This window comes from Pseudonocardia sediminis (assembly GCF_004217185.1).
Lineage (GTDB): Bacteria > Actinomycetota > Actinomycetes > Mycobacteriales > Pseudonocardiaceae > Pseudonocardia > Pseudonocardia sediminis.
Map to the genome: position 1 here is coordinate 509,356 of NZ_SHKL01000001.1, position 22,752 is coordinate 532,107.

Annotated in this window: 14 protein-coding genes; 5 read left to right on the forward strand and 9 right to left on the reverse strand. The window is 73.0% G+C overall.

The features are described 5' to 3' along the window. The first annotated feature begins 96 nt into the window (after positions 1-96). The 3 genes from EV383_RS02525 to EV383_RS02535 all read left to right on the forward strand — a co-directional run bounded on the left by EV383_RS02525 (position 97) and on the right by EV383_RS02535 (position 6,882). Complete coding sequence (locus EV383_RS02525) at positions 97-5,634, forward strand: SpoIIE family protein phosphatase (RefSeq protein ID WP_165438209.1); 5,538 nt, start codon at positions 97-99, stop codon at positions 5,632-5,634. A gap of 274 nt (positions 5,635-5,908) precedes the next feature. Next, a complete protein-coding gene (locus EV383_RS02530; RefSeq protein WP_130288414.1) occupies positions 5,909-6,490 on the forward strand; it encodes a cysteine dioxygenase in 582 nt (193 codons plus the stop codon). Next, a complete protein-coding gene (locus EV383_RS02535) occupies positions 6,487-6,882 on the forward strand; it encodes a rhodanese-like domain-containing protein (RefSeq protein ID WP_130288415.1) in 396 nt (131 codons plus the stop codon). Before EV383_RS02530 ends, EV383_RS02535 begins: the two co-directional genes overlap by 4 nt. A 31-nt stretch (positions 6,883-6,913) precedes the next feature. On the opposite strand, the gene EV383_RS02540 is transcribed toward EV383_RS02535, so the two are convergent. The 5 genes from EV383_RS02540 to EV383_RS02565 form a co-directional block, all read right to left on the reverse strand. Continuing rightward, a complete protein-coding gene (locus EV383_RS02540) occupies positions 6,914-8,107 on the reverse strand; it encodes an acyl-CoA dehydrogenase family protein (protein ID WP_130288416.1) in 1,194 nt (397 codons plus the stop codon). A gap of 103 nt (positions 8,108-8,210) precedes the next feature. After that, positions 8,211-8,585 carry a VOC family protein gene (locus EV383_RS02545; protein WP_130288417.1) on the reverse strand — a complete coding sequence of 125 codons (375 nt, stop codon included), beginning with the start codon at positions 8,583-8,585 and terminating at the stop codon, positions 8,211-8,213. 87 nt (positions 8,586-8,672) lie between these two features. Beyond that, entirely contained in the window at positions 8,673-12,644 is a 3,972-nt protein-coding gene (gene hrpA, locus EV383_RS02550) for an ATP-dependent RNA helicase HrpA (RefSeq protein WP_423213625.1), read from the reverse strand. An 896-nt stretch (positions 12,645-13,540) separates the two neighbouring features. Continuing rightward, positions 13,541-14,389, reverse strand: coding sequence for an SDR family NAD(P)-dependent oxidoreductase (locus tag EV383_RS02560; protein WP_130288418.1), 849 nt, complete (start codon positions 14,387-14,389; stop codon positions 13,541-13,543). Positions 14,390-14,513: 124 nt separating this feature from the next. Then, positions 14,514-15,335 (reverse strand): serine hydrolase domain-containing protein, encoded by an 822-nt coding sequence (locus EV383_RS02565; protein WP_130288419.1) that lies wholly within the window; start codon positions 15,333-15,335, stop codon positions 14,514-14,516. Between the two features lie 120 nt (positions 15,336-15,455). Here EV383_RS02565 and EV383_RS02570 point away from each other — a divergent pair, with 120 nt between their 5' ends. Together EV383_RS02570 and EV383_RS31555 are read left to right on the forward strand one after the other, a co-directional pair. Then, positions 15,456-16,244 carry an alpha/beta fold hydrolase gene (locus EV383_RS02570; protein ID WP_130288420.1) on the forward strand — a complete coding sequence of 263 codons (789 nt, stop codon included), beginning with the start codon at positions 15,456-15,458 and terminating at the stop codon, positions 16,242-16,244. Between the two features lie 135 nt (positions 16,245-16,379). Further along, positions 16,380-17,621: a DUF4190 domain-containing protein gene (locus EV383_RS31555; RefSeq protein WP_207223411.1), complete on the forward strand. Its 1,242-nt coding sequence runs from the start codon at positions 16,380-16,382 to the stop codon at positions 17,619-17,621. A 148-nt stretch (positions 17,622-17,769) separates the two neighbouring features. Here EV383_RS31555 and EV383_RS02580 read toward each other — a convergent pair whose 3' ends face one another. The 4 genes from EV383_RS02580 to EV383_RS02595 form a co-directional block, all read right to left on the reverse strand. After that, on the reverse strand, positions 17,770-18,582 hold the full coding sequence (locus tag EV383_RS02580) for an ABC transporter permease (protein ID WP_130288421.1): 813 nt from the start codon (positions 18,580-18,582) through the stop codon (positions 17,770-17,772). After that, the gene (locus tag EV383_RS02585; protein WP_130288422.1) at positions 18,579-19,568 is read right to left on the reverse strand and encodes an ATP-binding cassette domain-containing protein; all 990 of its coding nucleotides are present in this window, start codon (positions 19,566-19,568) and stop codon (positions 18,579-18,581) included. The genes EV383_RS02580 and EV383_RS02585 overlap by 4 nt, the downstream gene beginning before the upstream one ends. Before the next feature lie 98 nt (positions 19,569-19,666). Next, positions 19,667-20,887: an MFS transporter gene (locus tag EV383_RS02590; protein WP_242622855.1), complete on the reverse strand. Its 1,221-nt coding sequence runs from the start codon at positions 20,885-20,887 to the stop codon at positions 19,667-19,669. A gap of 240 nt (positions 20,888-21,127) precedes the next feature. Then, positions 21,128-22,738, reverse strand: coding sequence for an acyl--CoA ligase family protein (locus EV383_RS02595; RefSeq protein WP_130288424.1), 1,611 nt, complete (start codon positions 22,736-22,738; stop codon positions 21,128-21,130). Positions 22,739-22,752: the final 14 nt, after the last annotated feature.

The following is a 22,752-nucleotide window of genomic DNA, read 5'->3' on the forward strand; positions in this document are numbered from 1 at the left end:
GGTGACCCGCCGGTGTGCCCGTACTGCCGACCCCCGGTGGCAGTGAGATCCTGCGGTGGGACACAGCAGCTACCGGGGACGCGGGGTGAGCAGGACGTGAGCGGGACCGACGGCGGGGCGGGCACACCCGTCGACGTCCGGACGCTGCTCGAGGTGACCGACTGGTCTTCCCGCGAGGTCGGCCCACGCTCGTCGTGGCCGCGTGAGCTGGAGGACACCGTCCGGTTCATGGTCGAGAGCCGCCACCCGATGACGGTCTGGTGGGGTGAGCGGCACACCCTGCTCTACAACGACGCGTTCGTCCCGCTCTGCGGGCAGCGGCATCCCGCCGGGTTCGGCGAACCGCTCGACCACGGCTGGCCCGAGGTCGCCGAGCACCTGGCCGCTGACCTCGCCGGGATGTTCGCCGGTCGCAGCAGCGGCATCTTCCGCGAGGACGACCGGGTCGTCCTGCACCGCCACGGCGGTCCCGAGGAGACCTACTGGCAGTACTCCAGCACGCCCGTCCGCGGCCCGTCCGGCGACGTGCTCGGCGTGATCACGATGAACACCGAGACCACCGGCAAGGTCGTCGGGGCCCGGCGGCTGAGGCTGCTCGCGGCGCTCGGGGAGATCTCGCGGGACGCGCCGTCCGAGGACGTGGTCGCGCAACGGCTGGTCGCGGTGCTCGAGCCGGCGACCGCCGACATCGGCTGTGCCGTGGTCTACGACGACTGCGGCGACGTCCCGTCCGTGCGGGCGACCGTCGGCGTCACCGACCCGCCCGCGGACTGGGTCCCCGCCGCGTTCCCGTTCGGCACCGACCCGGTCGCGTTCACCACGATCGAGCCGACGGCCGTGGGCGCCGCACGCCCACCCGTCCACGACCTCGCCCGCGCCGTGCTGCGCTCCCCGGACGGCGAGGTGGCCGGCGGCGTGACGCTCGCCGCGTCCCCGCTGATCACGATGGACGACGACTACCGCCTGTTCCTGCGCCTGGTGATCGGGCACATCGGCACCGCGATGACGGTGGCCCGCGTGCAGGAGGCGGAGCGGACCCGCCGCGACGGGCAGGTCCGCAACGAGCAGATCCGCTCGGACCACTACGCGGGTCTCGGCGACGAGTTCCGCGGCCCGCTCACGCTCGTGCTGGGCCCCCTGGACCGGCTGCGCGAGCACCCCGATGCGTCCGTGCGGTCCGAGGTCGAGCTCGCCCAGCGCAACGCGCAGCGGATCCTCAAGCTGGTCAACGGCCTGCTGGACGTCTCGACGCTGCAGAGCGGTCTGCTCGAGGGGATGTACGCGCCGACCGAGCTCGGCACGTTCACCGGCGAGCTGGCCGCGACCTTCGGCCCGGTCGCCGAGCGCGCCGGGCTCCGGCTGGACGTCGACTGCCCACCCACCGACCGTCCCGTCTGGGTGGACCGGGACATGTGGGAGAAGATCGTCCTCAACCTGCTGTCCAACGCGGTGAAGTTCACCCACCACGGCGGGCTGACGGTCGAGCTGCGCCTCTTCGGCGAGCAGGCCGTGCTGCGGGTCGCCGACACCGGCGCCGGCATCCCCGCCGACGAGGTCGACCAGGTCTTCGACCGGTTCCACCGGGTCCGCGACGGCCGCGGACGCACCCAGGAGGGCAGCGGGCTCGGCCTGTCGCTGGTGCAGCAGCTGGTCCGGCTGCACGGCGGCACCGTCGAGGTCCGCAGCACGATCGGCGTCGGCAGCACGTTCACGGTGTGGCTGCCGCTGGGGTTCGGCCACCTGTCCACGGATCGGCTGGTCCGGTCCGGGGTCGGCACACGGTCGACGCCCGCACTGGCCGCCCCCTACGTCGCCGAGGCGCTGCGCTGGCTGCCCACGGCCCCCGGCAACGGGACCGACCGCTCCGCGAACCTCGGCGTCGAGGGGCTGCCGCTCGAGCACCGGGACCGGGTGCTCGTCGTCGACGACGACGCCGACATGCGGGGCTACCTGCGCGACCTGCTCTCCGAACACTGGATCGTCCAGGTGGAGACGAACGGCTCGGACGCCCTGGATGCGGCCCGTGCGGCCCCGCCCGACCTCGTCGTCGCCGACGTCGCACTGCCCGGGATCGACGGCATCGAGCTGCTGCGCGCACTGCGCACCGACACCCGCACGGCGGGTGTGCCGGTGGTCCTGCTGTCGTCGAGGGCCGGGGAGGAGGCCGCGGTCGAGGGCTTCGCCGCCGGCGCCGACGACTACCTCGTCAAGCCGTTCTCCTCGCGCGAGCTGCTGGCCCGGGTGGCCAACCACCTGCAGCTGGGCCGGGTCCGCCGCGCTGCGGAACTGCAGTTCCGCGCGATGGCCGACTCCACCCCGGCCCTGATCTGGGTGGACGACCCGGGCGGGCACCGCGTGTTCGTCAACCGCGGGTGGCTCGACTTCACCGGCGTCAGCGACCCGGCCGGGGAGCTCGGGCTGGACTGGCGCCGCCGGATCCACCCCGACGACCGCGAGCGCTACCTGTCGGTGACCACGGCGGCGGCGCGCTCATCGGCGCCGTTCGAGGTGGAGTACCGGCTGCAGGACCGCCACGGCCGGTTCTGTTGGGTGCTCGACCGCGGCGCCCCGGTCGGGGACTTCGAGCGCTCCGCCGGCTACGTCGGCGGCTGCCTGGACATCGACGCCCAGCACCGCGAGCAGCGACGGCACCGGATCTACTCCGAGGTCGGTGAGTCGCTGGAACGCGAGATCACCCGCACCGGGCGGACCGACCAGCTCGCGCGCGCCGTCGTCGACGAAGGGCTGGCCGACGTCGCGCTCGTGCACGAGGCCGCCTCCGACGAGCCGATGGGGGCCCTCGCCGCCGCGGCCGCCCAGCCGTCCCTGGAGCCTGCGCTCTGGTCGCTGGGCCCGCTGGTGCCGATCGACGGTCCGGTCGAGCACCAGCCGATCGGACCGGACCGGCTGACCGCGCTGCTCGCGGGCCTGCCGCCGGAGCAGCGCGCGGTGTGGGCCCGGATGCGGGTCCGGTCCGCGATCGTCGTCCCGCTGCCCGCGCGCGGACGCACCAGTGCCCGCCTGACCGTGGCGCGCTGCGACCCGGGCGAGGACTACACCACCGACGACCTCGACCTGGTCTCCGAGATCGGGCGTCGCGCCGGGCTCGCGGTGGACAACGCCCGGCTGCTGGAGCAGGAACGCGCCTCCGCGCAGCGGCTCGGCCTGATGCACCGGGCGACCGCGCAGATGTCCGCCGCGGCCACCCCCAGCGACGTCGCGGCCATCGCGGCCAACCACATCGTCGAGCTGCTCGGCGCCGACTACGCCGGGGTGTGGCAGCTGCGCGGGACGTGGCTGCGCGCGCTGACCGGGCACGGCTGGGACGAGGAGCTGTGGCGACGGGCCGGGCGTCTGTCCGCCGACCCGTCGACCTCCTTCGGCGAGGTCCTGCGCGACCGGGACCCGATGTGGGTGACCACCGACGAGGCCTGGGCCGCCCGCTACCCGTCGATGGTGGGCCTGGTGCCCGAGCACGCGAAGACCCTGGGCTACATGCCGCTGGTCGCCGGTGACCGTTCGCTGGGGGTGCTCGGCGTCGCGTTCGTCCGCGAGCGCGAGCTGTCCGACGCGGAGCGGGAGGCGACCGTCGCCGTCGCCGAGCTGGCCGCACAGGCCCTCGACCGCGCGTCGATGCTGGACGTGGAGACCGAGGCCCGGCGCCTGGCCGAGCGACTCGGCGCGATCGCGTCGGCGCTGTCGCGGGCCACCGACCTGGAGTCGGTCGCCGAGGTGATCGTCGAACACGGCCGGTCCTCGGTGCAGGCGCAGGCCGTGGTGCTGCTGGCCGTCGACGACGCCGGGGTGCCGGCCCCGCTCGCGTCCGACGGCTGGACGGACCCCGCCGTGGCCGACGCCGTGCCCGGCCGCGGGCACCCGCTCACCCGGGCACTGGCCACCGGCGAACCGATCTGGAACGCCGAACCCCCGCCGGGGCAGGCCTACCCGGTGCAGACGGCGGTGCCGCTGATGGTGGCCGCGCGCCCGATCGGCGTGCTGGGCTTCCGGTTCGGGGCCGAGCCGACCTACACCGCCGAGCAGCGCAGCTTCGTGCAGACCCTGGCCAGCCAGTGCGCGCAGGCGATCGTGCGGGCGCAGCTGCACCAGGCCGAGCACGAGGTCGCGGTGACGCTGCAGCGCAGCCTGCTGCCGCAGAGCCTGCCCGAGCTGGACCGGATGTCGCTGGCCACCCGCTACCGGCCGGGAACCCTGGGCACCGAGGCCGGCGGCGACTGGTTCGACGTGCTGGCTCTCGACGACGGGCGGGTCGCGCTCGTCGTCGGCGACGTCGTCGGGCGCGGGCCCGCGGCCGCGGCCGTGATGGGCCAGCTCCGCAGCGCGGTCGCGGCGAACCTGGTCAACGGCCAGTCCCCGGCCGGTGCGCTGGAGCAGCTCGACCACTTCGCCCTGCGCGTCAGCGGCGCGATGGCCAGCACGGTGGCCTGCGCGGTGATCGACTGCGACGCCGGCGAGCTCTGCTACGCCAGCGCCGGGCACCCGCCGCCGCTGCTCGCCGGACCGGACGGCGTCCGCACCCTGGACCAGGGCCGCGGCGTGCCGCTGGGCATCTCCGGGCGGCCCCCGTTCGAGGAGGCCTCGGACCGGATCGAGCCCGGCGAGACGATCCTGCTCTGCTCGGACGGGTTGTTCGAACGGCGCGGCGAGGTGATCGACGACGGGCTGGCCCGCCTCGCGACCGCGTTCGGCGACCTGTCCGGCTCGCAGCCCCGGGACATGGCCGACGCGCTGCTGACCCGGATGTCCGAGGGCGCGGACTCGATCCCGGACGACACCGTCGTGCTCGTCGCCCGGATGATGCCGCCGCCGATGTCGCTGGAGCTCGACGCCGACCCGACCCGCCTGGCCCCGCTGCGGCGCACGATCGCGTCCTGGTGCGAGGCCTGCGGCATGGGCCAGGACGCGCGCAGCGACCTGCAGCTCACCGTCGGCGAGGCCGTCACGAACGCGATCGAGCACGCCTATCTGGGCGGACCCGGCCCGGACGGGACGCCCGGGGTCGCGCTGCGGCTGGCGCTGCTCCCGGACGGGGCGGTGGAGGTCCGCGTCGCCGACCGGGGACGCTGGCGCCCGCCGCCGCCCGACCCCGGCTACCGGGGACGCGGGATCGCGCTGATCCGTGAGCTCGCCGAACAGCTCGTCGTCGAACCCGGTGCCGCGGGCACCGTGGTGAGCTTCCGGCTGCCGTCGATCCCGGTCGAGGTCGGGACGCCGGGCGGCGGCCCGCCGGTGGAGTTCGTCGCCGGCGAGCCGGAGCCGGACCGGGCGGAGCCCAACGGGGACGCGGGGTCCCGGTCCGAGGCGACCCGGCTGCGCGCCGCACCGGACCGGTACGGCGTGCGGATCACCGTCGTCGGCGACCTGGACCTGCAGGGCGTGGCCGCGATCCGTGCCCCGCTGATGGCCCACCTCGGTGGCGGCCTGCCGGTGACGCTGAATCTGAGCCGGGACGCGTTCGTCAGCAGCGCCGGGATCGCGCTGCTCTCCGAGGTGGCCCGCCGGATACGTGACGAGGGGACGACGTTGTCGCTGGTCGCACCGGCCGGCAGCCAGGCCCGCCGGGCGCTGGTCCTGTCCGGCCTGGACTCCGTGATCGGGCTCTCCGACGACGTCTGATCGGCCGCGATATTTCTTTTTCGGCCGACCGTGCGGGCGGACCTGCTGCGCTGCAGGTTGTCCGTACAGCGTTCGTCGTCGGAGCGGCTCGTCCCGTGCTCTGGACGGGCGATTGAGATGGGCGTCGGAGGTATGGTGATATTGCGGCGTGGTTAAAGCATGGTTACTCGGCCCCATCTGGGAGTCGCGTCGTGCTGACCACTTCGACCAGGGCTGTCGACCGAGCTGAGTCCCCGTACCGCTCGTCCGTCGACCGTCTCTGGAGTGTCCCACCGTGTCCGCGCCTGTCCGTGCGTCCCGTCCTGCCGCCGTCGCCGCCCGCTCCACCTCGCGCCGGGGCGGCGTCCGTCCCCTCCGTTCCACCGCACCGACGCCGTACGACCTCGAGGACCTGCGTGAGCTGACCCGCGGGATCGCCGCCGAGGTCCGCGCCGGTGAGCACGAGGTCGTGATCGACCCGGAGCGCCGCTGGTACCGGCTGCTGCGCAGCGACGGCCTGCTCGACGTCTGGCTGATCAGCTGGGCCACCGAGCAGATCGCCGAGCTGCACGACCACGCCGGCTCGCTCGGCGCGATGACCGTCGTCTCCGGGGCGCTGACCGAGCGCCGCTGGACCGCCACCGGTGGCCTGCGCACCCGTACGCTGCGCGCCGAGCGCGGCGCGGGCTTCCCGCTCGGGCACGTGCACGACGTGGCCAACCCGGCGATCGAGCCCGCGGTCAGCGTGCACGCCTACTCCCCGCCGCTGTCGGCGATGTCGTACTACGACGTCGAGAAGATCCCCGGTGGTGGGGGTGGGCAGCGGCTGCGCCGCCTGCGCACCGAGCTGGTCGAGCCCGGTCAGGGCGTCGGATGAGCACCCCCGGGAGCACTCCGCCGAGCATCACCGACCTGCTGACCGCGGCCCGCGCCCGTCTGGACCGGCCGGACCCCGCCCGTGCCGCCGAGCTGGCCGAGCGCGGCGCGATCCTGGTCGACACCCGGCCCGGGTGGCAGCGCGACGAGGAGGGCTCGCTGCCCGGCGCGCTGATCATCGAGCGCAACCACCTGGAGTGGCGCCTGGACCCGACGTCGGACGCTCGCATCCCGGAGGCGACCGACCACGACGTCACCTGGGTGCTGTTCTGCTCCGAGGGCTACAGCTCCAGCCTGGCGGCGGCGTCGCTGCAGGACCTGGGCCTGCGCAACGCCACCGACGTGGACGGCGGTTTCCGGGCCTGGAAGGCGGCCGGCCTCCCCACCGCCTGATCCCGGCCCTTCCCGCTCCGCCGGTCCGGGCTCAGGTGAAGGCGCTGATACCGGTCACGTCGCGGCCGACGATCAGCGTCTGGATCGTCTCGGTGCCCTCGAACGTGTGGATGGCCTCGATGTCGGCCCAGTGCCGCACGACGTGGTGCTCGAGCAGGATGCCGTTGCCGCCCAGCAGGTCCCGGGCCTCGGACAGGATCGTCCGGGCGGTGGAGGTGTTGTTCATCTTCGCCAGCCCGGCGATGGTGGGGGAGAGCTTCCCGGCGTCGGCGAGGCGCCCGATCTGCATGCAGTAGAGCTGCATGCCGGTCAGGTCCGCGAGCATCTTCACCAGGCGCTGCTGCACGATCTGGAACGACGCCAGCGGCTTGCCGAACTGGGTGCGCTCCTTGGCGTAGCGCACGGCGGCGTCGTAGCCGGCCGTCGCGTGCCCGAGCGCCATCCACGCGCAGATGCCGCGGGTGTTGGCCAGGACGCGGCCGCAGTCCTTGAACGAGCGGGCGAACTCGAGCCGGTTCTCGTCCGGCACCCGGACGTCGCGCAGCTCGATGTCGGCCTGCCACAGCGCGCGCAGCGACACCTTGCCCGGGATGACGGTGGCCGTGTAGCCCTCGGCCGGGGTCTCCACGACGAAGCCGAGGACCTCCTGGGACTCGGTGTCGCGGGCCCAGACGATCACCAGGTCGGCGACGCTGCCGTTGCCGATCCAGCGCTTCGACCCGTTGATCACCCAGGAGTCGCCGTCGCGGGTCGCCGTGGTCTCCAGCGCGATCGAGTCGGAGCCGTGCTCGGGCTCGGTCAGGGCGAACGCGCCCAGCTTGTCCAGCGTCGACATCGCCGGCAGCCAGCGCTGCTTCTGCTCCTCCGAGCCGCACATGGCGATCGACTGCATGGCCAGGCCCGAGTGCACGCCGAGGAACGTGCCCAGCGACCCGTCGCCGCGGTGCAGCTCCATGTGCACCAGGCCGACCGAGAGCGGGCTCATCCCGGCCGCGCCGTAGCCGACGATGTCGTCACCGACGATGTTGAGCTCGCCCAGGCGCTTGAACAGGTGCCAGGGCAGCTCGGCCTTGTCCCAGTACTCGTTGATGTCGGGCAGGACCTCGTGGTCGACGAACTTGCGCACGTCCATGAACCGCTGCCACTGCTCGTCGCTGAACTCGTCCTGCACCGAGAAGAAGTCGGTGCCCAGAGCCTCGCCGAGATGGGTGTACGGGGTGGTCATGAAGGCTCCTTCGCCGTCGCGGAGCCTGATCCTGACATTCCCGGCGCGCGGGCGCGCGACTCGCCGGTCCTGGGTGCGGAACCTTTGTCCCGCGCCACAACCGTCAGGCCCTGACCAGACAGAACGGGTGGCCGACCGGGTCGAGGTAGACGCGGAAGCTCTCCGGCCTCGGCTGGACCTCGTGCTTGCGGGCGCCGAGGTCGAGCAGGGCGCGTTCGCCCACGTCGAGGTCGGGGACGTCGAAGTCGGGGTGGGCCTGCTGTGGGTGCTCCTGGCCGGGCCACCGCGGCGGGCGGAAGTCGTCGACGCGCTGGAAGGCCAGCGTCGCGCCGGCGCCGCCGGTGTCGAGCTGGGCCCAGTGCCCGTCGTCCTGCGGCGCGATGGGCCAGCCGGTGATCGCGGAGTAGAAGCGGGCCAGGGCGAGCGGGTCCGGGCAGTCGAGGGCGAACAGGGCGAACGTGGCGATGCGGGTGCTCATGGCGGAGACGGTAGGACCCGACACCGACATTTCGAGGTCCCCCGAAGCGGCCCCACCCCGTCCGGTGATCGGGACAGGATGATGCCGTCAGCCCCGGGGAAGGTCGTCGACGGCCCGGCGGACCCGCTTCACCGACACCGGGTAGCGGGTCCGCATCGGGTGCGCGTAGAGCGAGACCCGCAGCTCCTCGATCATCCAGCCGATCTCGCGCAGCTCCGGCGACGGCTCGACGCCCGAGGGCAGCTCGGCGAGCAGCTCGTCGTACTCGTGGGCGACGCTGCGGACCTCGGCCGTCCACACGGCGTCCCGCTCCGCTCCGTTGCGCAGCTTGTCCAGCCGCACCTCGACGGCCTGCAGGTACCGCTTCACGTCGCCCAGGCGGGTCGCGCCGGCCTCGGTGACGAAGCCCGGCCCGACGAGGCGGTCCAGCTGCGCGGCGACGTCGGCGACCCCGGCCCGGACCAGCGGGCCCTTCAGGTCGGAGAGCTGCCGCTGCACCCGGTGCCACACCTCGAGCACCCCGCGCACCGCACCGAGCACCTCCAGGGTGGTCGCGCCCAGACGCATCCGCAGCAGCTCGGCCAGCCGCGCGAACTGTGCCTCGTCCCACGCCGGGCCGCCCCCGCGGGCGACGAGGTGGTCGGCGGCGGCGCGCACGCAGTCGGTGAGCATGGCGTCGACGGAGCCGTGCGGGTTCCGCGAGAGCGTGAGCTTCTCGGCGTTGGTCAGGCCGCGCTGGACCTGCTTGACCGGCGACGGCGCGCCGAGCAGCAGCAGCCGGCGGAGCCCGCGCCGGTGCGCCGGGTCGCGTTCGGCGGCGGTCGCGAACACGCGGACGTCGACCGTCTTCCCGCGGTCGACGAGTCCCGGGTAGCCGGTCACGACGTGGTCGCCGCGCCGGATCGGGTGCTCGCGCGGGAGGTCGCCGATCGCCCAGGTGGTCAGCCCGGTGCGCTCGATGTCGGTGCCGGCGGCGGCCAGCTCCTGGCGGACCTGGGGGGCCAGCTGGAGACGCAGGGCCTCCAGGTCGGTTCCCCTGGCCAGCTCCTTCCCGTTCTCGTCAAGAGCCCGGAAAGTCACTGTGAGGTGCTCGGGGAGTCGTTCGAGCTCCCAGTCCTCGCGCCGGATGTCGACGTTGCGCATCCGCCCGAGCTCGCGCTCCAGGCCGTCGAGCAGAGGCTCGTTCATCTCGGCGGAGTCGCGCCGGAGCCGGCTCAGGACGGCGCGGGCGTGGTCGGGCGCGGGGGAGAAGTTGCGCCGCAGCGTCCGTGGCAGGGTCTTGATCAGCGCGGTGACGAGCTCCTCGCGCAGCCCGGGCACCTGCCAGGTGAACGGCGTCGGGTCGACCTGGTGCAGTGCCGCTACCGGCACGTCGACCGTCACCCCGTCGCCCTGCTGCCCCGGCTCGAACGCGTAGGACAGCGGCAGCGTCAGCCCGCCCGCGGCCAGGTGGTCGGGGTAGGCGTCGCGGTCGACGGAGCGAGCGGCCTCGGTGGCCAGCATGTCCTCGGTGTAGGCGAGCAGGTCGGGGTCGCGGCGCTGCTCCTTCTTCCACCAGGAGTCGAAGTGCCGCCCGGAGACCACGCTCGCCGGGACGCGCTCGTCGTAGAAGGCGTAGAGCGTGTCCTCGTCGACGACCAGGTCGCGGCGACGGGCGCGGTGCTCGAGCTCCTCGGCGTCGTCGAGCAGCTCGCGGTTGGCGTGGAAGAACGGGTGCCGGGTCTCCCAGTCGCCTTCGACGAGGGCATGGCGCAGGAACAGCTCGCGCGAGACCTCGGGGTCGATCCGGCCGTAGTCGACGGCCCGGTCGGAGACCAGCGGGATGCCGTGCAGCGTGACCCGCTCGGTCGCGACGGCGGACGCGCGCTTGCGTGACCAGCGCGGTTCCGAATATGTCTTCTTGACGAGATGTTGTGCGAGCGGCTCGATCCAGTCCGGGTTCACCGGCGCGACCGTGCGGGCCCAGAGCCGGGTCGTCTCGACCAGCTCGGCGGCCATCGTCCAGCGCGGTGGCTTCTTCGCCAGCGACGAGCCGGGCCAGATCGCGAACTTCGCCCCGCGGGCGCCCAGATACTCCTTGAGCCCTCGGCGTTCCTTCGGGTCCTTGCGGTCCTTCTTCTCCGCCGCCGGGTCGAGCAGGCCGACCTGGGACAGCAGACCCGACAGCAGGGCCTGGTGGATCCTGTCCGCGCTCTCCGCCCGGTCCGTACTCGCGTCGTCGGCGCTCATCCCCGCCCCGCGCGCGGCCTGGCGGAGCTGGCCGTGCAGGTCCCACCACTCGCGCACACGCAGGTAGTGCAGGAAGTCGTCCCGGATCTCACGACGGAACTTGCTGCCGGACAGCGCATCGCGGCGTTCGTTGAGGTGGTCCCAGAGTCGCAGGTAGGACAGGAAGTCCGACCCGTCGATCGAGAACCGCGCGTGCTTGGCGTCGGCGGCCTGGCGCTGTTCGACGGGCCGTTCGCGCGGGTCCTGCACGCTCAGCGCCGCGGTGATGACCAGCACCTCGCGCAGGCAGCCGACCCGGTTCGCCTCGACGAGCATCCGGCCCAGCCGCGGGTCGACCGGCAGCCGGGACAGGGACTGCCCGACGGCGGTGAGCGACGTCCGTCCCGTCTCCAGGGCGCCGAGCTCGTGGAGCAGCGCCAGGCCGTCGTCGATCGACCGGCGGTCCGGGGGCTCCACGAACGGGAACGCCGAGATCTCGCCGAGGTCGAGCGCGATCATCTGCAGGACGACCGACGCCAGGTTGGTGCGCAGGATCTCCGGGTCGGTGAACTCGGGGCGGGCGTCGAAGTCGTCCTCGGCGTAGAGCCGGATCGCGATGCCGTCGCTCGTCCGCCCACAGCGGCCGGTGCGCTGGTTGGCGCTGGCCTGCGAGATCTTCTCGATCGGCAGGCGCTGCACCTTGAGCCGGCGCGAGTAGCGCGAGATGCGCGCGGTGCCGGTGTCGACGACGTAGCGGATCCCGGGCACCGTCAACGACGTCTCGGCGACGTTCGTGGCCAGCACCACCCGGTTGCCGGTATGGGCCTGCCAGACGCGCTGTTGCTCGGCCGTGGACAGACGTGCGTACAACGGGAGGATCTCGGTGTTGCGGAACTGCCTGCGCTCCAGCGCCTCCGCGGTGTCGCGGATCTCGCGCTCGCCGGGCAGGAACACCAGGACGTCGCCGGGGCCCTCGCGCTGCAGCTCCGCGACGGCGTCGCCGATGGCCTCGATCTCCTCGCGGTCGGGGTCGGCGTCCGGATCGTCGGGGTCGACGACGGGCCGGTAGCGGACCTCGACGGGGAACGTCCGCCCGGAGACCTCGACGATCGGCGCGGGCTCGGTGTCGGTCCCGAAGTGCTTCGCGAAGCGTTCCGGGTCGATGGTCGCCGAGGTGATGACGACCTTGAGGTCCGGACGGCGGGGGAGCAGCCGGGTCAGGTAGCCCAGGATAAAGTCGATGTTGAGGCTGCGCTCGTGCGCCTCGTCGATGATCAGCGTGTCGTACTGGGTGAGGTCCTTGTCGCCGGACAGCTCGGCCAGCAGGATGCCGTCGGTCATGAGCTTGACCAGCGTGGAGTCGCCGACCTGGTCGGTGAACCGCACCTTCCAGCCGACCGCGCCACCGATCTCGACGCCCAGCTCCTCGGCGATCCGGGCCGCCACCGTCCGCGCGGCGAGACGCCGGGGCTGGGTGTGGCCGATCATGCCGTGCACGCCGCGCCCGAGCTCCAGGCAGATCTTGGGCAGCTGCGTCGTCTTCCCGGACCCGGTCTCGCCGGCGACGATCACGACCTGGTTGTCCCGGATCGCGTCCGCGATCTCCTCGCGGCGCGCGCTGACCGGCAGCGTCGGCGGGTAGGTGATCCTCGGGAACGCTTCGCGGCGGCGCGCCAGCCGGTGCTCGGCGGCCGCGACGGACGACGCGACACGCTGCTGGGCGCGTCCGTCGCGGGAACGGCGCAGGCGGTGCCGCAGCCGGTCGGCCTCGGCCGGTCCGAGCGCGTCGATCCGCTCGGTGAGCGCGTCGAGCTCGGCGGGCCCCAGCGGGGGCACATCCGGCTCGTCCACGCGCCGCTCCGCTGCACGAGAGCTGCCCTCGTCCACTCCTGCCCGCCGCTCCGGCGCACGAGAGCCCCGGCCGTCCACCCTTGCCCGCCGCTCCGGGGCACGAGAGCTGCTCTCGTCCACTCCGGTTGCACGAGAGCTGCTCGCGTCCATCCCGGTGGGACGGGAGGGGCTCTCGTCCACGGCTCCCGGTGAGGTTGGGGCGGGGCCGGGCGCGTTGACGGACGCGCTCCGGCCCCGCGGCCCGCGTCGGCGCGGCCGGCGCCCGCGGGCCGGGCGGCCGCTCGCGGCGCCTCCCGGCTCGGGGGCGGCCTGCGCAGCGGCGTGATGGTCGGTGTCGGTGGACCGGGAATCAGGGGACCGGGTGTCAGTGGACCGGGAGTCAGGGGACCGGGAATCGGTGGACCGGGCGCCGGGGCGGCGGTCGGGTCGGCGGGACCGTCGTCCGTCGGTGCGTCGCCCGTCGGAGGGGCCCTGCGCGCTCGCGTCGGTGCTCACGGACGGGGACTGCTCGGACGGGTGGGTGTCGGAGGGTCCGGTAGGGCCGCCGTTGTCGCTGCGGTCGCCGGTCGAGGCCGAAGTGGGGGACATCGTGGGTTCAGTCTGCCTGGTGGGCCGCGCCGGCACCGGAACGGACCACGACCATGGTGATCGGGCTCGCACGCGGGGCGCAACGGATTTGCCGGTGAGGTGGTGGGTGAAGGTGTCCGAACCGGGCGCCGGTCGCCTCGCGGCGAGTGGCACACCGCGGTTCCAGCCGAACGGTATTCCGCGGCGGCTCTTGTTATTGCGGCCCGGGGACACGGCATCGCCCGGTTCGGACTCTCTCCTCAACGGGTGACCCCTGCGGATCATTCCCGCGCCCCGGGTATGACCGTCGCCACCGCTGCGGCGGGTCGTCAGGCAGTGCGCCGACGTAGCCGACGCAGCCCGAAACTGCGGCGCAGACGCCCGGTGGCGAACCGCTCGGGGAGCATCACGGTCATGGCGGGGACCCGGCGCGCCTCGGGACTCGCGCCGTAGCTCAGGCGCGGAGCGGGGCTGCGGACGATGTCGAGGACGACCGCGGCGATCCCCGCCGGGTCCGCGCCGCCGTCCAGGCGTTCGTGCAACGTGCGGTGGGCGGCCTCGCGGGTGTGGTCGTAGTCGGCGATCACGCCGCTCGAGGCGGACGCGGACGGCCCGATCTCGGAGGTGAACGTCCCGCACTCGATCAGGCTGACGTCGACCCCGAGATCGGCGACCTCGTGGTGCAGCGCCTCGGTGTAGCGGGCCAGAGCGGCCTTGGACGCGGCGTAGAAGCCCGATCCCGGCTCGCCGACCCAGGCGGCCAGCGACCCGATGTTGACGATCCGGCCGTGCCGCCGGGCGCGCATCCCGGGCAGCACCGCGTTGCTGACGCGGGTGACGCCGAACAGGTTCGTCGCGAACACGGCCTCGGCCTGGGCGGTGGTGGTCTCCTCGGCGACGCCCTCGTGCAGCACCCCGGCGTTGTTGACCACGACGTCGATCCGCCCGGCCCGGGCCAGCACCGATCCGACGCAGGCGTCCACGGAGCCGGGGTCGGTCACGTCCAGGCGCAGCATCGTGACGCCGTCGGCGTCGTCCCGGTCGACGCGGCTGGTACCGAACACGGTGAACCCCTCCGCGGCGAGCCGCAGGGCGATCGCCCTGCCGATACCCGTTGAGGCGCCGGTGACCAGGGCGACCGGTGCGTCACCGGGTTCGGAGGGCAGCGAGGGCGGCATCGACGGGCTCCGTTCGATCGGCGCGTGGCGCCAGGATGAACATGCTCCGTCGGCGGGCACAGGGCCGTCGGGGTTCGGACGCTACCCCGCGGTCACCGGTGCCGCCGGTGAACCGGCCGGGCGGCTACAGGGCCTCGAGGACCCCGTCCGTCCACGGCGTCCAGGCCTCGATCGCCCACGGCCCGAACGCGCGGTCGGTGAGGACGACGGCGGCCGCGCCGGCGTCCGGGTCCACCCACAGGAACGTCCCCGACTGCCCGAAGTGCCCGAACGTCCGCGGCGAGCTGTTCCGCCCGGTCCAGTGCGGGTCCTTGCCGTCGCGGATCTCGAAGCCCAGGCCCCAGTCGTTCGGCTTCTGCCGGCCGTAGCCGGGGAGGATCCCGTCCATGCCGGGGAACGCCACCGAGGTGGCCTCGGCGACGGTGTCCGGGGCGAGCAGCGTCGGTGCCTGCAGTTCGGCGGCGAAGCGCGCGAGATCGGCGGCCGTCGACACCGCACCGGCGCCGGGGGAGCCCTCCAGGCGGGTGCCGGTCAGGCCGAGCGGTTCGCACACGGCCTCGTGCAGGTAGTCGGCGAACGGGATCCCGGTCGCCTGCGCCACGGCGTCGCCGAGGACGGCGAACCCGGTGTTGGAGTAGATCCGCCGGGTGCCGGGGTCGGCCTGGACGGCGTCGGAGTCGAACGCCAGACCGGAGACGTGGGCGGCGAGGTGACGCACCGTGGAGCCGGGAGGGCCGGCCGGGTGGCCCCACTCGAGCGCGCCCTCCTCCACCGCGACCAGCACGGCGTAGGCGGAGAGCAGCTTCGTCACCGAGGCCAGGCCGAACTCGCGGTCGAGGTCTCCGGCCTCGGCCAGGACCGAACCGTCCCTCCCGACGACGACGGCGGCGACGTGGTCGACGGGCCAGTCCAGGACGCGGCGTACGGCGGGGGCGAGCTCGCTCACCGGTCGCACCGCCGGTCGGAGAAGTCGATGTCCATCGGTCCATCGTCGCACCGCCGACCGGGTGCCGGGGCCCTACGGTCGAGGTGACGGGCCGGCGGGACGAGGAGGCTGCGGGGGGACATGGCGACGGTGGATGTCGACGGGGCCGAGCTGTACGTCGAGACGGTCGGTGAGGGTCCGCCGTTGCTGATCGTGCAGGGAGGGATGGGGGACGCGGGCGCCTCGGCGCAGCTGGCCACCGAGCTCGCCCGCACCCACCGCGTGATCACCTACGACCGGCGTGGCATCGCCCGCAGTGGCGCCGGGGACGGGGTGGTGACGATGGACCGCCATGCCGACGACGCGGCCGCCGTGCTCGGTGCGACGGCGGACGGGCTCGCCGCGGTGGTCGGGGTGAGCATCGGCGCACTGCTCGGGCTGCACCTGGTCTGTCGGCATCCGGACGTGGTGTCCGTCCTGGTCGCGCACGAGCCGCCGATGACGGCGCTGGTGCGCGACGACGACGCGGCGGCCGCACTGGACCGCGCCGCCGAGCTCGCCCGTGATGACGTGTGGGCGGCGATCCGGCACATGGCGGAGTTCACCGGGGCCGGCGACACCGCCGAGCCGGGGTACCGCCCCGCGCCGCCCGCAGGTGATCCGGAGGCGGGGCTGCGCCGTTTCTTCGATCACGACTTCCCCGCCGTGCGCACGTCGGACATCGGGGTCGATCGGATCGCGGCATCGGCAGTGCCCGTGGTGCCGACCGGAGGAGTGCAGTCGCGCGGACGCTGGGAGTACCGCTGTGCCGAGGCACTGGCCCGCGGGCTGGGCCGGGATCTGGTCGAGCTGCCGGGCGGGCACGACGGCCCGGTCGCCCACCCTGCGGCCGCGGCGGCCGCGCTGCGCACACTGGTCCGGTCGGAGTGACCAACAGAGGGTCTGCTCGCTGTACGTGAAGCTGGTTCATTCGGCCGAGTGAACGTGGCATTCAGGCGTACCCAAAGCTGATGAGACGGATCGGTGCGGCGATAACGGCGGCGCCCGGCGAACGACATTCCGCACGTGACCACGCCAGAGACGCCCTACGGGCAGCCGCAGAACACCACCCCTCCTCAGTCGCAGGACTACCGTCACGCCGCACCCGAGCAGCCGGTCCACGACCGCGCCGGGTACCCGCAGCAGTACGGCCGGCCGCAGTACGGCGAGCAGCAGTACGGCCGGCAGACCTACGGCCGGCACGGACAGGCCCCGCAGCAGGGCTACGGACAGCCGCAGGCCTACGGGCAGCCGTCCGGCCCGCACGCCTTCGGCCCGCAGGGTCCGGGGCAGCCGTCCGCCGGTTACCCGCGGCCCGCCGGCCAGAGCGGCCCGCCGCGGATCCCCGGCCACGCCGGCCCGCAGCAGCGCGTCCCGGGGAACACCGGTCCGCAGCAGGTGCCCGGTCAGTACGGCGCCCCGATCGGTGACGACCGGTCCGGGTACCCGCAGGCCCCCGGCTACGCCGCCGCCCCTCAGCAGACCGCAACCGCCGCGGCGCAGCAGGCTCCGGCCTACGCCCGCGACGCCCGTGAGATCCCGGTGCAGGCGAACTACGGCCAGCCCGCCGGTCTGCCGGCACACCCGGCCGCGGCCGTCGCGCTGACCGCTCCGAAGAACGGTCTCGGCATCGCCGCGCTCTGTCTCGGCATCGTCGGGATGCTGTTCGGCCTGGTTCCGTTCACCGGGTTCGTGGCCTTCGCACTCGGCGCGATCGGCGCCATCCTCGGCCTGGTCGGCTTCTCCCGGGCACGCAAGCGTGTCGCCACCAACCTGAAGACCGCCGTCTCCGGCACGATCCTGTCGCTCATCGCGATCGCACTGGGGATCTGGGGCATGGTCATCGTGTTCACCGGCCTCAACCAGCTCGCCACGGACCTGAACAACATCCCTTCGGCTTCGGCACCTGTCACCACGGGCGACGGAGTCGCGGTGCCGGCCGACGTCACCACCCCGGCCTCCGCCGGCAAGCGCACCTATCAGCTTGAGGTCACCGGCGATGCGAAGAAGATGATGGTCGCTTATGGCACCGACAGCGCAACAAGCTCCGCTTCGGACTACCAGTCACTGCCCTGGCGTAAGACGGTGGAGACCAACGGCGACTATGCCTACGCCAGCGTGACTGCCACCAGCAACGGTCCCGGCTCGATCACCTGCACGATCACCGACACCGCGACGGGGCAGGTCATGGCTTCCAAGACTGCCAAGTCCCTCGATGACAGCGAATACGCCTCGGCCAACGTCTCCTGCAATTCGATGGGCTACTGAGACCAGCCGCGCTTGAGTCGAGAAGTCGGCCGGCAACGGCCCTCATTCTCACCGGGCCGCGCACGGTGGTCACGCACGAATCGCGGCCCGGTGGCCACGAGACCCCTCCCCAGGGACGCCAGGGGAGGGGTCTTCGGCGTTGCAGGGCTCAGCGGCTGGCCGCGCGGCGGTACTGCGCGGTTGCGAGCGGGGCGAACACCGCGATCACCGCGGCCGCCCAGATCAGCGTGTAGAGCTGCGGGTGCTGCAGCGACCAGGCCTCGGACGGGATCGCGTTCGGGTTCGGGTCGGGGTTGCCGAACAGCTCCCGGGCGGCCTGGGTGACCGCCGAGACGGGGTTCCACTCCGCGAAGACCTTTAGCGGGCCGGGCAGCGTCCCGAGCGGGACGAACGTGTTGGCCACGAACGTCAGCGGGAAGATGATGATGAACGAGGCGTTGTTGATGACCTCGGGGCTGGGGATGAGCAGCCCGACCCACGCCATGATCCAGGAGATCGCGTAGGCGAACACCAGCAGCAGGACGAAGCCCCACAGGGCCTCGAGCGGCGAGGTGTTGATCCGCCATCCGACGAGCAGCCCGGTCACCGACATCACGACCAGCACGATCACGTTGTTGACGACGTCGGACAGGGTCCGGCCGGTCAGCACGGCCGACGGCGACATGGGCAGCGACCGGAAGCGGTCGATGATGCCCTTCTTGACGTCCTCGGCGAGCCCGGCGCCGGTGTTCGTCGCCCCGAACACGACGGTCTGGGCGAAGATCCCGGCGATCAGGAACTCCCGGTAGCCCGCGCCACCGCCGCTGGGGTCGATCGCGCCGCCGAACACGAACGCGAACAGCAGCACGAACATGATCGGCGAGAGCGTTGTGAAGACCAGCAGGTCCGGCACCCGCTTGATCTTGATCAGGTTCCGCTTGGCGACGACCGCCGCGTCGGAGGCCGTGTTCAGGACGCTCATGACCGCACCTCCGCCGTCGCCGGCGCGTTCGTGTCGGAGCCGGACTCGCCGGTGGGGCGTCCGGTGAGGGTGAGGAACACGTCGTCGAGCGTCGGGCGGCGCAGGCCCGCGTCGTCGACCTTGACCCCGCCGTCGCGGAGGCGGTCCAGGGCGTCGCGCAGCACGTCGACCCCGCCGGAGACCGGCATCGTCATCGACCGGCGGTGCTCGTCGAGGACCGGTGCGCCGACCCCGAGCGGGCTCATCAGCTCGGCGACCGGCGCCAGGGCGTCCGGGTCCGAGACCGTGATCTCCAGCCGCTCGCCGCCGACCTGGGCCTTGAGCTGGTCGGCCGTGCCGGTCGCGATCACCTTGCCGTGGTCGATGACCACGATCTCGTCGGCCAGTGCGTCGGCCTCCTCCAGGTACTGCGTGGTGAGCAGCACCGTCGTCCCGCGGGAGACGAGCCCGCGGATCACGTCCCACAGGTCGGTGCGGCTGCGCGGGTCCAGACCGGTGGTCGGCTCGTCGAGCAGCAGCACCGGCGGGTCGGCGACCAGCGCCCCCGCCAGGTCGAGGCGGCGGCGCATGCCGCCGGAGTAGGTGCGGGTCGGGCGGTCGCCGGCGTCGGCGAGGTCGAACTGCACGAGCAGCTCACGGGCCCGCTCACGGCTCTTCCTGCGACCGAGCCGGTAGAGCCGGCCGATCATCTCGAGGTTCTCGTAGCCGGTGAGGTACTCGTCGACGGCCGCGTACTGGCCCGAGAGCCCGATCCGGCTGCGGACCCCGCGCGGGTTCGCGATGACGTCCACGCCGGCGACCTCGGCCTCCCCGGCGTCGGGTTTCAGCAGCGTGGTCAGCACGCGTACCGCCGTCGTCTTGCCTGCGCCGTTCGGGCCGAGCAGGCCCAGCACGGTGCCCTCGCGGACGGACAGGTCGACGCCGTCGAGCGCCTTCACCGACCCGTAGTGCTTGACCAGACCGGTGGCGCGGATCGCGTCCGCCATCGTGGTTCCCCCTCGTGTTCGCCGCCCTCGTCGGAGCGGTGACCACTGTGCCCGAGACCCCCGACGGTTTTCGACGGGGTTGTCCTCGGTGGAGGGAGTCAGCGCGTGCGAGCGGCGTGTGCGAGAAGCATCCGTCGTCCGAGCAGCATCAGCGCGGCGGAGACGAGCATGACCACCGCCGAGACCGTCCACGCCGTCGGGAACGAGGCGTGCGCGGCCAGGGTCCCGAACACGATCGGACCGGCGAACCCGCCCGCGTACACCCCGACCTGCACGATCGACGTCGCCGCCGCCGGGGCCGACGGGTTGAGCCGCACCACCGCGAACTGCAGCAGCCCCGGCCAGGCCCAGCCCAGCCCGAACGCCAGGATCGTGCCGATGATCAGCGCGGGCGCGCCCGGCACGGCGAGCAGCCCGAACCCGGCCGCACCCAAGGCCAGACTCCCGGACACGAACGCGATGTGCTGCCCCTCGCGGCGCCCATTCTCGTTCCGGCGAGCCTCCTCTCGGCGGTCCGCCAGCCAGCCGTGCAGCATCCGCATGCTCAGACCCACGACGCTGCCCATGGTCAGCACCAGCCCGGCCAGACCCGGGTCGACGCCGCGGTCCACGGCCGAGGCGACGAGAAAGATGCCCAGCGCCGTCGCGGTGCCGGCGGCCAGCCCGGAGGCGGCGCCGATCACGCCGAGCGCGGCCGTCGCCCGCTGACCCTTGACCGGCTTCGACGGTGGCGGCTCGGTGTTCGCCCTGGGCGTCAGGCTCCACGCGCACAGGGCCAGCACGGCGCCGATCACGTAGGCCCAGCGCCACCCGATCGTCAGCGCGATGCCCGGGACGGCGGCGCCGGCGAGCAGCGTCGCGGTCGGGATGGCCGCCTGCTTGACGCCGAACGACAGTCCCAGCCGGTGGTCGGGCACCGTCCGCGCCAGCGTCAGGTTCGACGACAGCTGCCCCATCACGTTGCACCAGGCCCCGCACAGCAGCAGCACCACCAGCGAGGTGAAGCTGCGCGCCCCGACCGCGAGCGCGGCCATCAGCACGGCCGCGCCGACGACGGCGATCCGGCTCGTCACCCGCGAGCCGGTCCGCTCGACGATCATGCCGACCGGCAGCGAGAAGAACGCGCTGACGCCGAAGTAGAGCGCCACCACCAGTCCCAGGCCGGACGGGTCGAACCCCAGCTCGGAGGTGAGCTGGACCGACAGCGCACCGGTCAGGAACACCGGCAGCACCGACACCGTCGTCACCGCGACGGCGCCCGCCGCCACCCGGAACGCGGTCGGTCCGGCGGTGGTGTCGGATTCGGTTGCGATGCTCACGATGAGCAACGCTAACCGATTCGTCCGGATCCCGGGCCCGTCCCGCGACAGAACCCACACCGCCCGGGCGCTGTCCGGAGGTCTCGGAGGGTCCCCTCGCTCACCGGGGCGCCCCGAAGGTTCCCCCGGCGACAGGAGCGCGCGGCCCGGCGCCCGCGCGCGCGGCCGCGGTGGACGTCCCGCGGGGTCCCCTCGCTCACCATGACGACCCGAGGGGTCCCTTCGGACCGTCCCGGGGACTCAGCCCCGGATGCGGGACTCGCCGTGCCCGGACCACTCCTTCTCGCGGAGCTCGAACTTCTGCACCTTGCCGGTGGAGGTCTTGGGCAGCTCGTCGACGATCTCGACCGACTTCGGCGCCTTGTAGCGGGCGATCTTCGTCTTCACGTGGTCGATCAGGTTCTGCGGCTCCGCCGAGGCGCCCTGCTTGAGCACGACGAAGGCCTTCGGGACCTCACCCCACTTCTCGTCCGGCACCCCGACGACGGCGGCCTCGAGCACCGACTCGTGGGACACGACGGCCTGCTCCACCTCGACGGTCGAGATGTTCTCCCCGCCGGAGATGACGACGTCCTTGGCCCGGTCGCGCAGCTCGACGTAGCCGTCGGGGTGCACGACGCCGAGGTCGCCGGAGTGGAACCAGCCGCCGGCGAACGCCTCGTCGGTCTTCTCCGGGTCGAGGTAGTAGCCCTTCATGACGTTGTTGCCGCGCATCACGATCTCGCCCATCGACGCGCCGTCGGCGGGGACGTCGTTCATCTGCTCGTCGACGACGCGGACGCGGTCGGCGCAGATCATCCCGACGCCCTGGCGGGCCTGCAGCGCGGCGCGCTCCTCGGCGTCGAGGTCGTCCCAGGCGTGCTGGTACTGGTTCACCGAGTACGGCCCGTAGGTCTCGGTGAGGCCGTAGACGTGCACGATCCGGAAGCCCATCCGCTCCATCTGCAGGATCGTGGTCGGGCTCGGCGGGGCGCCCGCGGTGGTGATCACCAGCTGGTAGTCCAGGGTGACCGCCTCGGGCGCGTTCATGATCGTCGTGACGACGGTCGGGGCGCCGTTGAGGTGGGTGACGCCGTGCTCGGAGATCAGGCCCCAGATGACGTCGCCGCGCACTTCCCGCAGGCAGACGTGGGTGCCGCCGATCGCCGTCACGGCCCAGGGGGTGCACCAGCCGTTGCAGTGGAACATCGGCAGCGTCCACAGGTACACCGAGTCCGGGGTGTGCGTGGAGTGCACGATCTCGCCGAACGAGTTCAGGTACGCGCCGCGGTGGTGGTACTCGACGCCCTTGGGGTTGCCGGTCGTACCGGACGTGTAGTTGATCGAGAGCGTGCCGCGCTCGTCGTCGACGGTCCAGGGCAGCGGCTCGTCGGAACCGCGCGCGAGCAGATCGGCGTAGGACACGCCGGAGCCGGTGCCGTCACCGGGCGCGACGTCGTCGACGACGGTGACGATCTCGGTGACCGTCTTCAGGTCGTCGGCGACCGGGCGCACGGTCTCGTAGAGGACCGCGTCCACGACCAGGGTCTTCGCGCCCGAGTGGTCGAGGATGTAGCGGACCTCCTCGGTGGACAGGCGCGTGTTGATCGCGACCAGCACCGCCCCGGCCAGGGGCACCGCGAAGTGCGCGATCAGCATCTCGGGCACGTTCGGCAGCAGGTAGGCGACGCGGTCGCCGGCCTGCACGCCCGAGGCCTGCAGGGCCCGCGCGACGCGGGTGGCCTCGGCGGCGAACTCCGCGTAGGTGTGCCGCCGGGCCCCGTAGACGATCGCCGTCTTGTCCCCGAACACGTCCGCGGAGCGCCCCAGGAACGCCAGCGGTGTCAGGGGCGTGGTCCAGACGTCGGTCATCGTCGACTCCGATC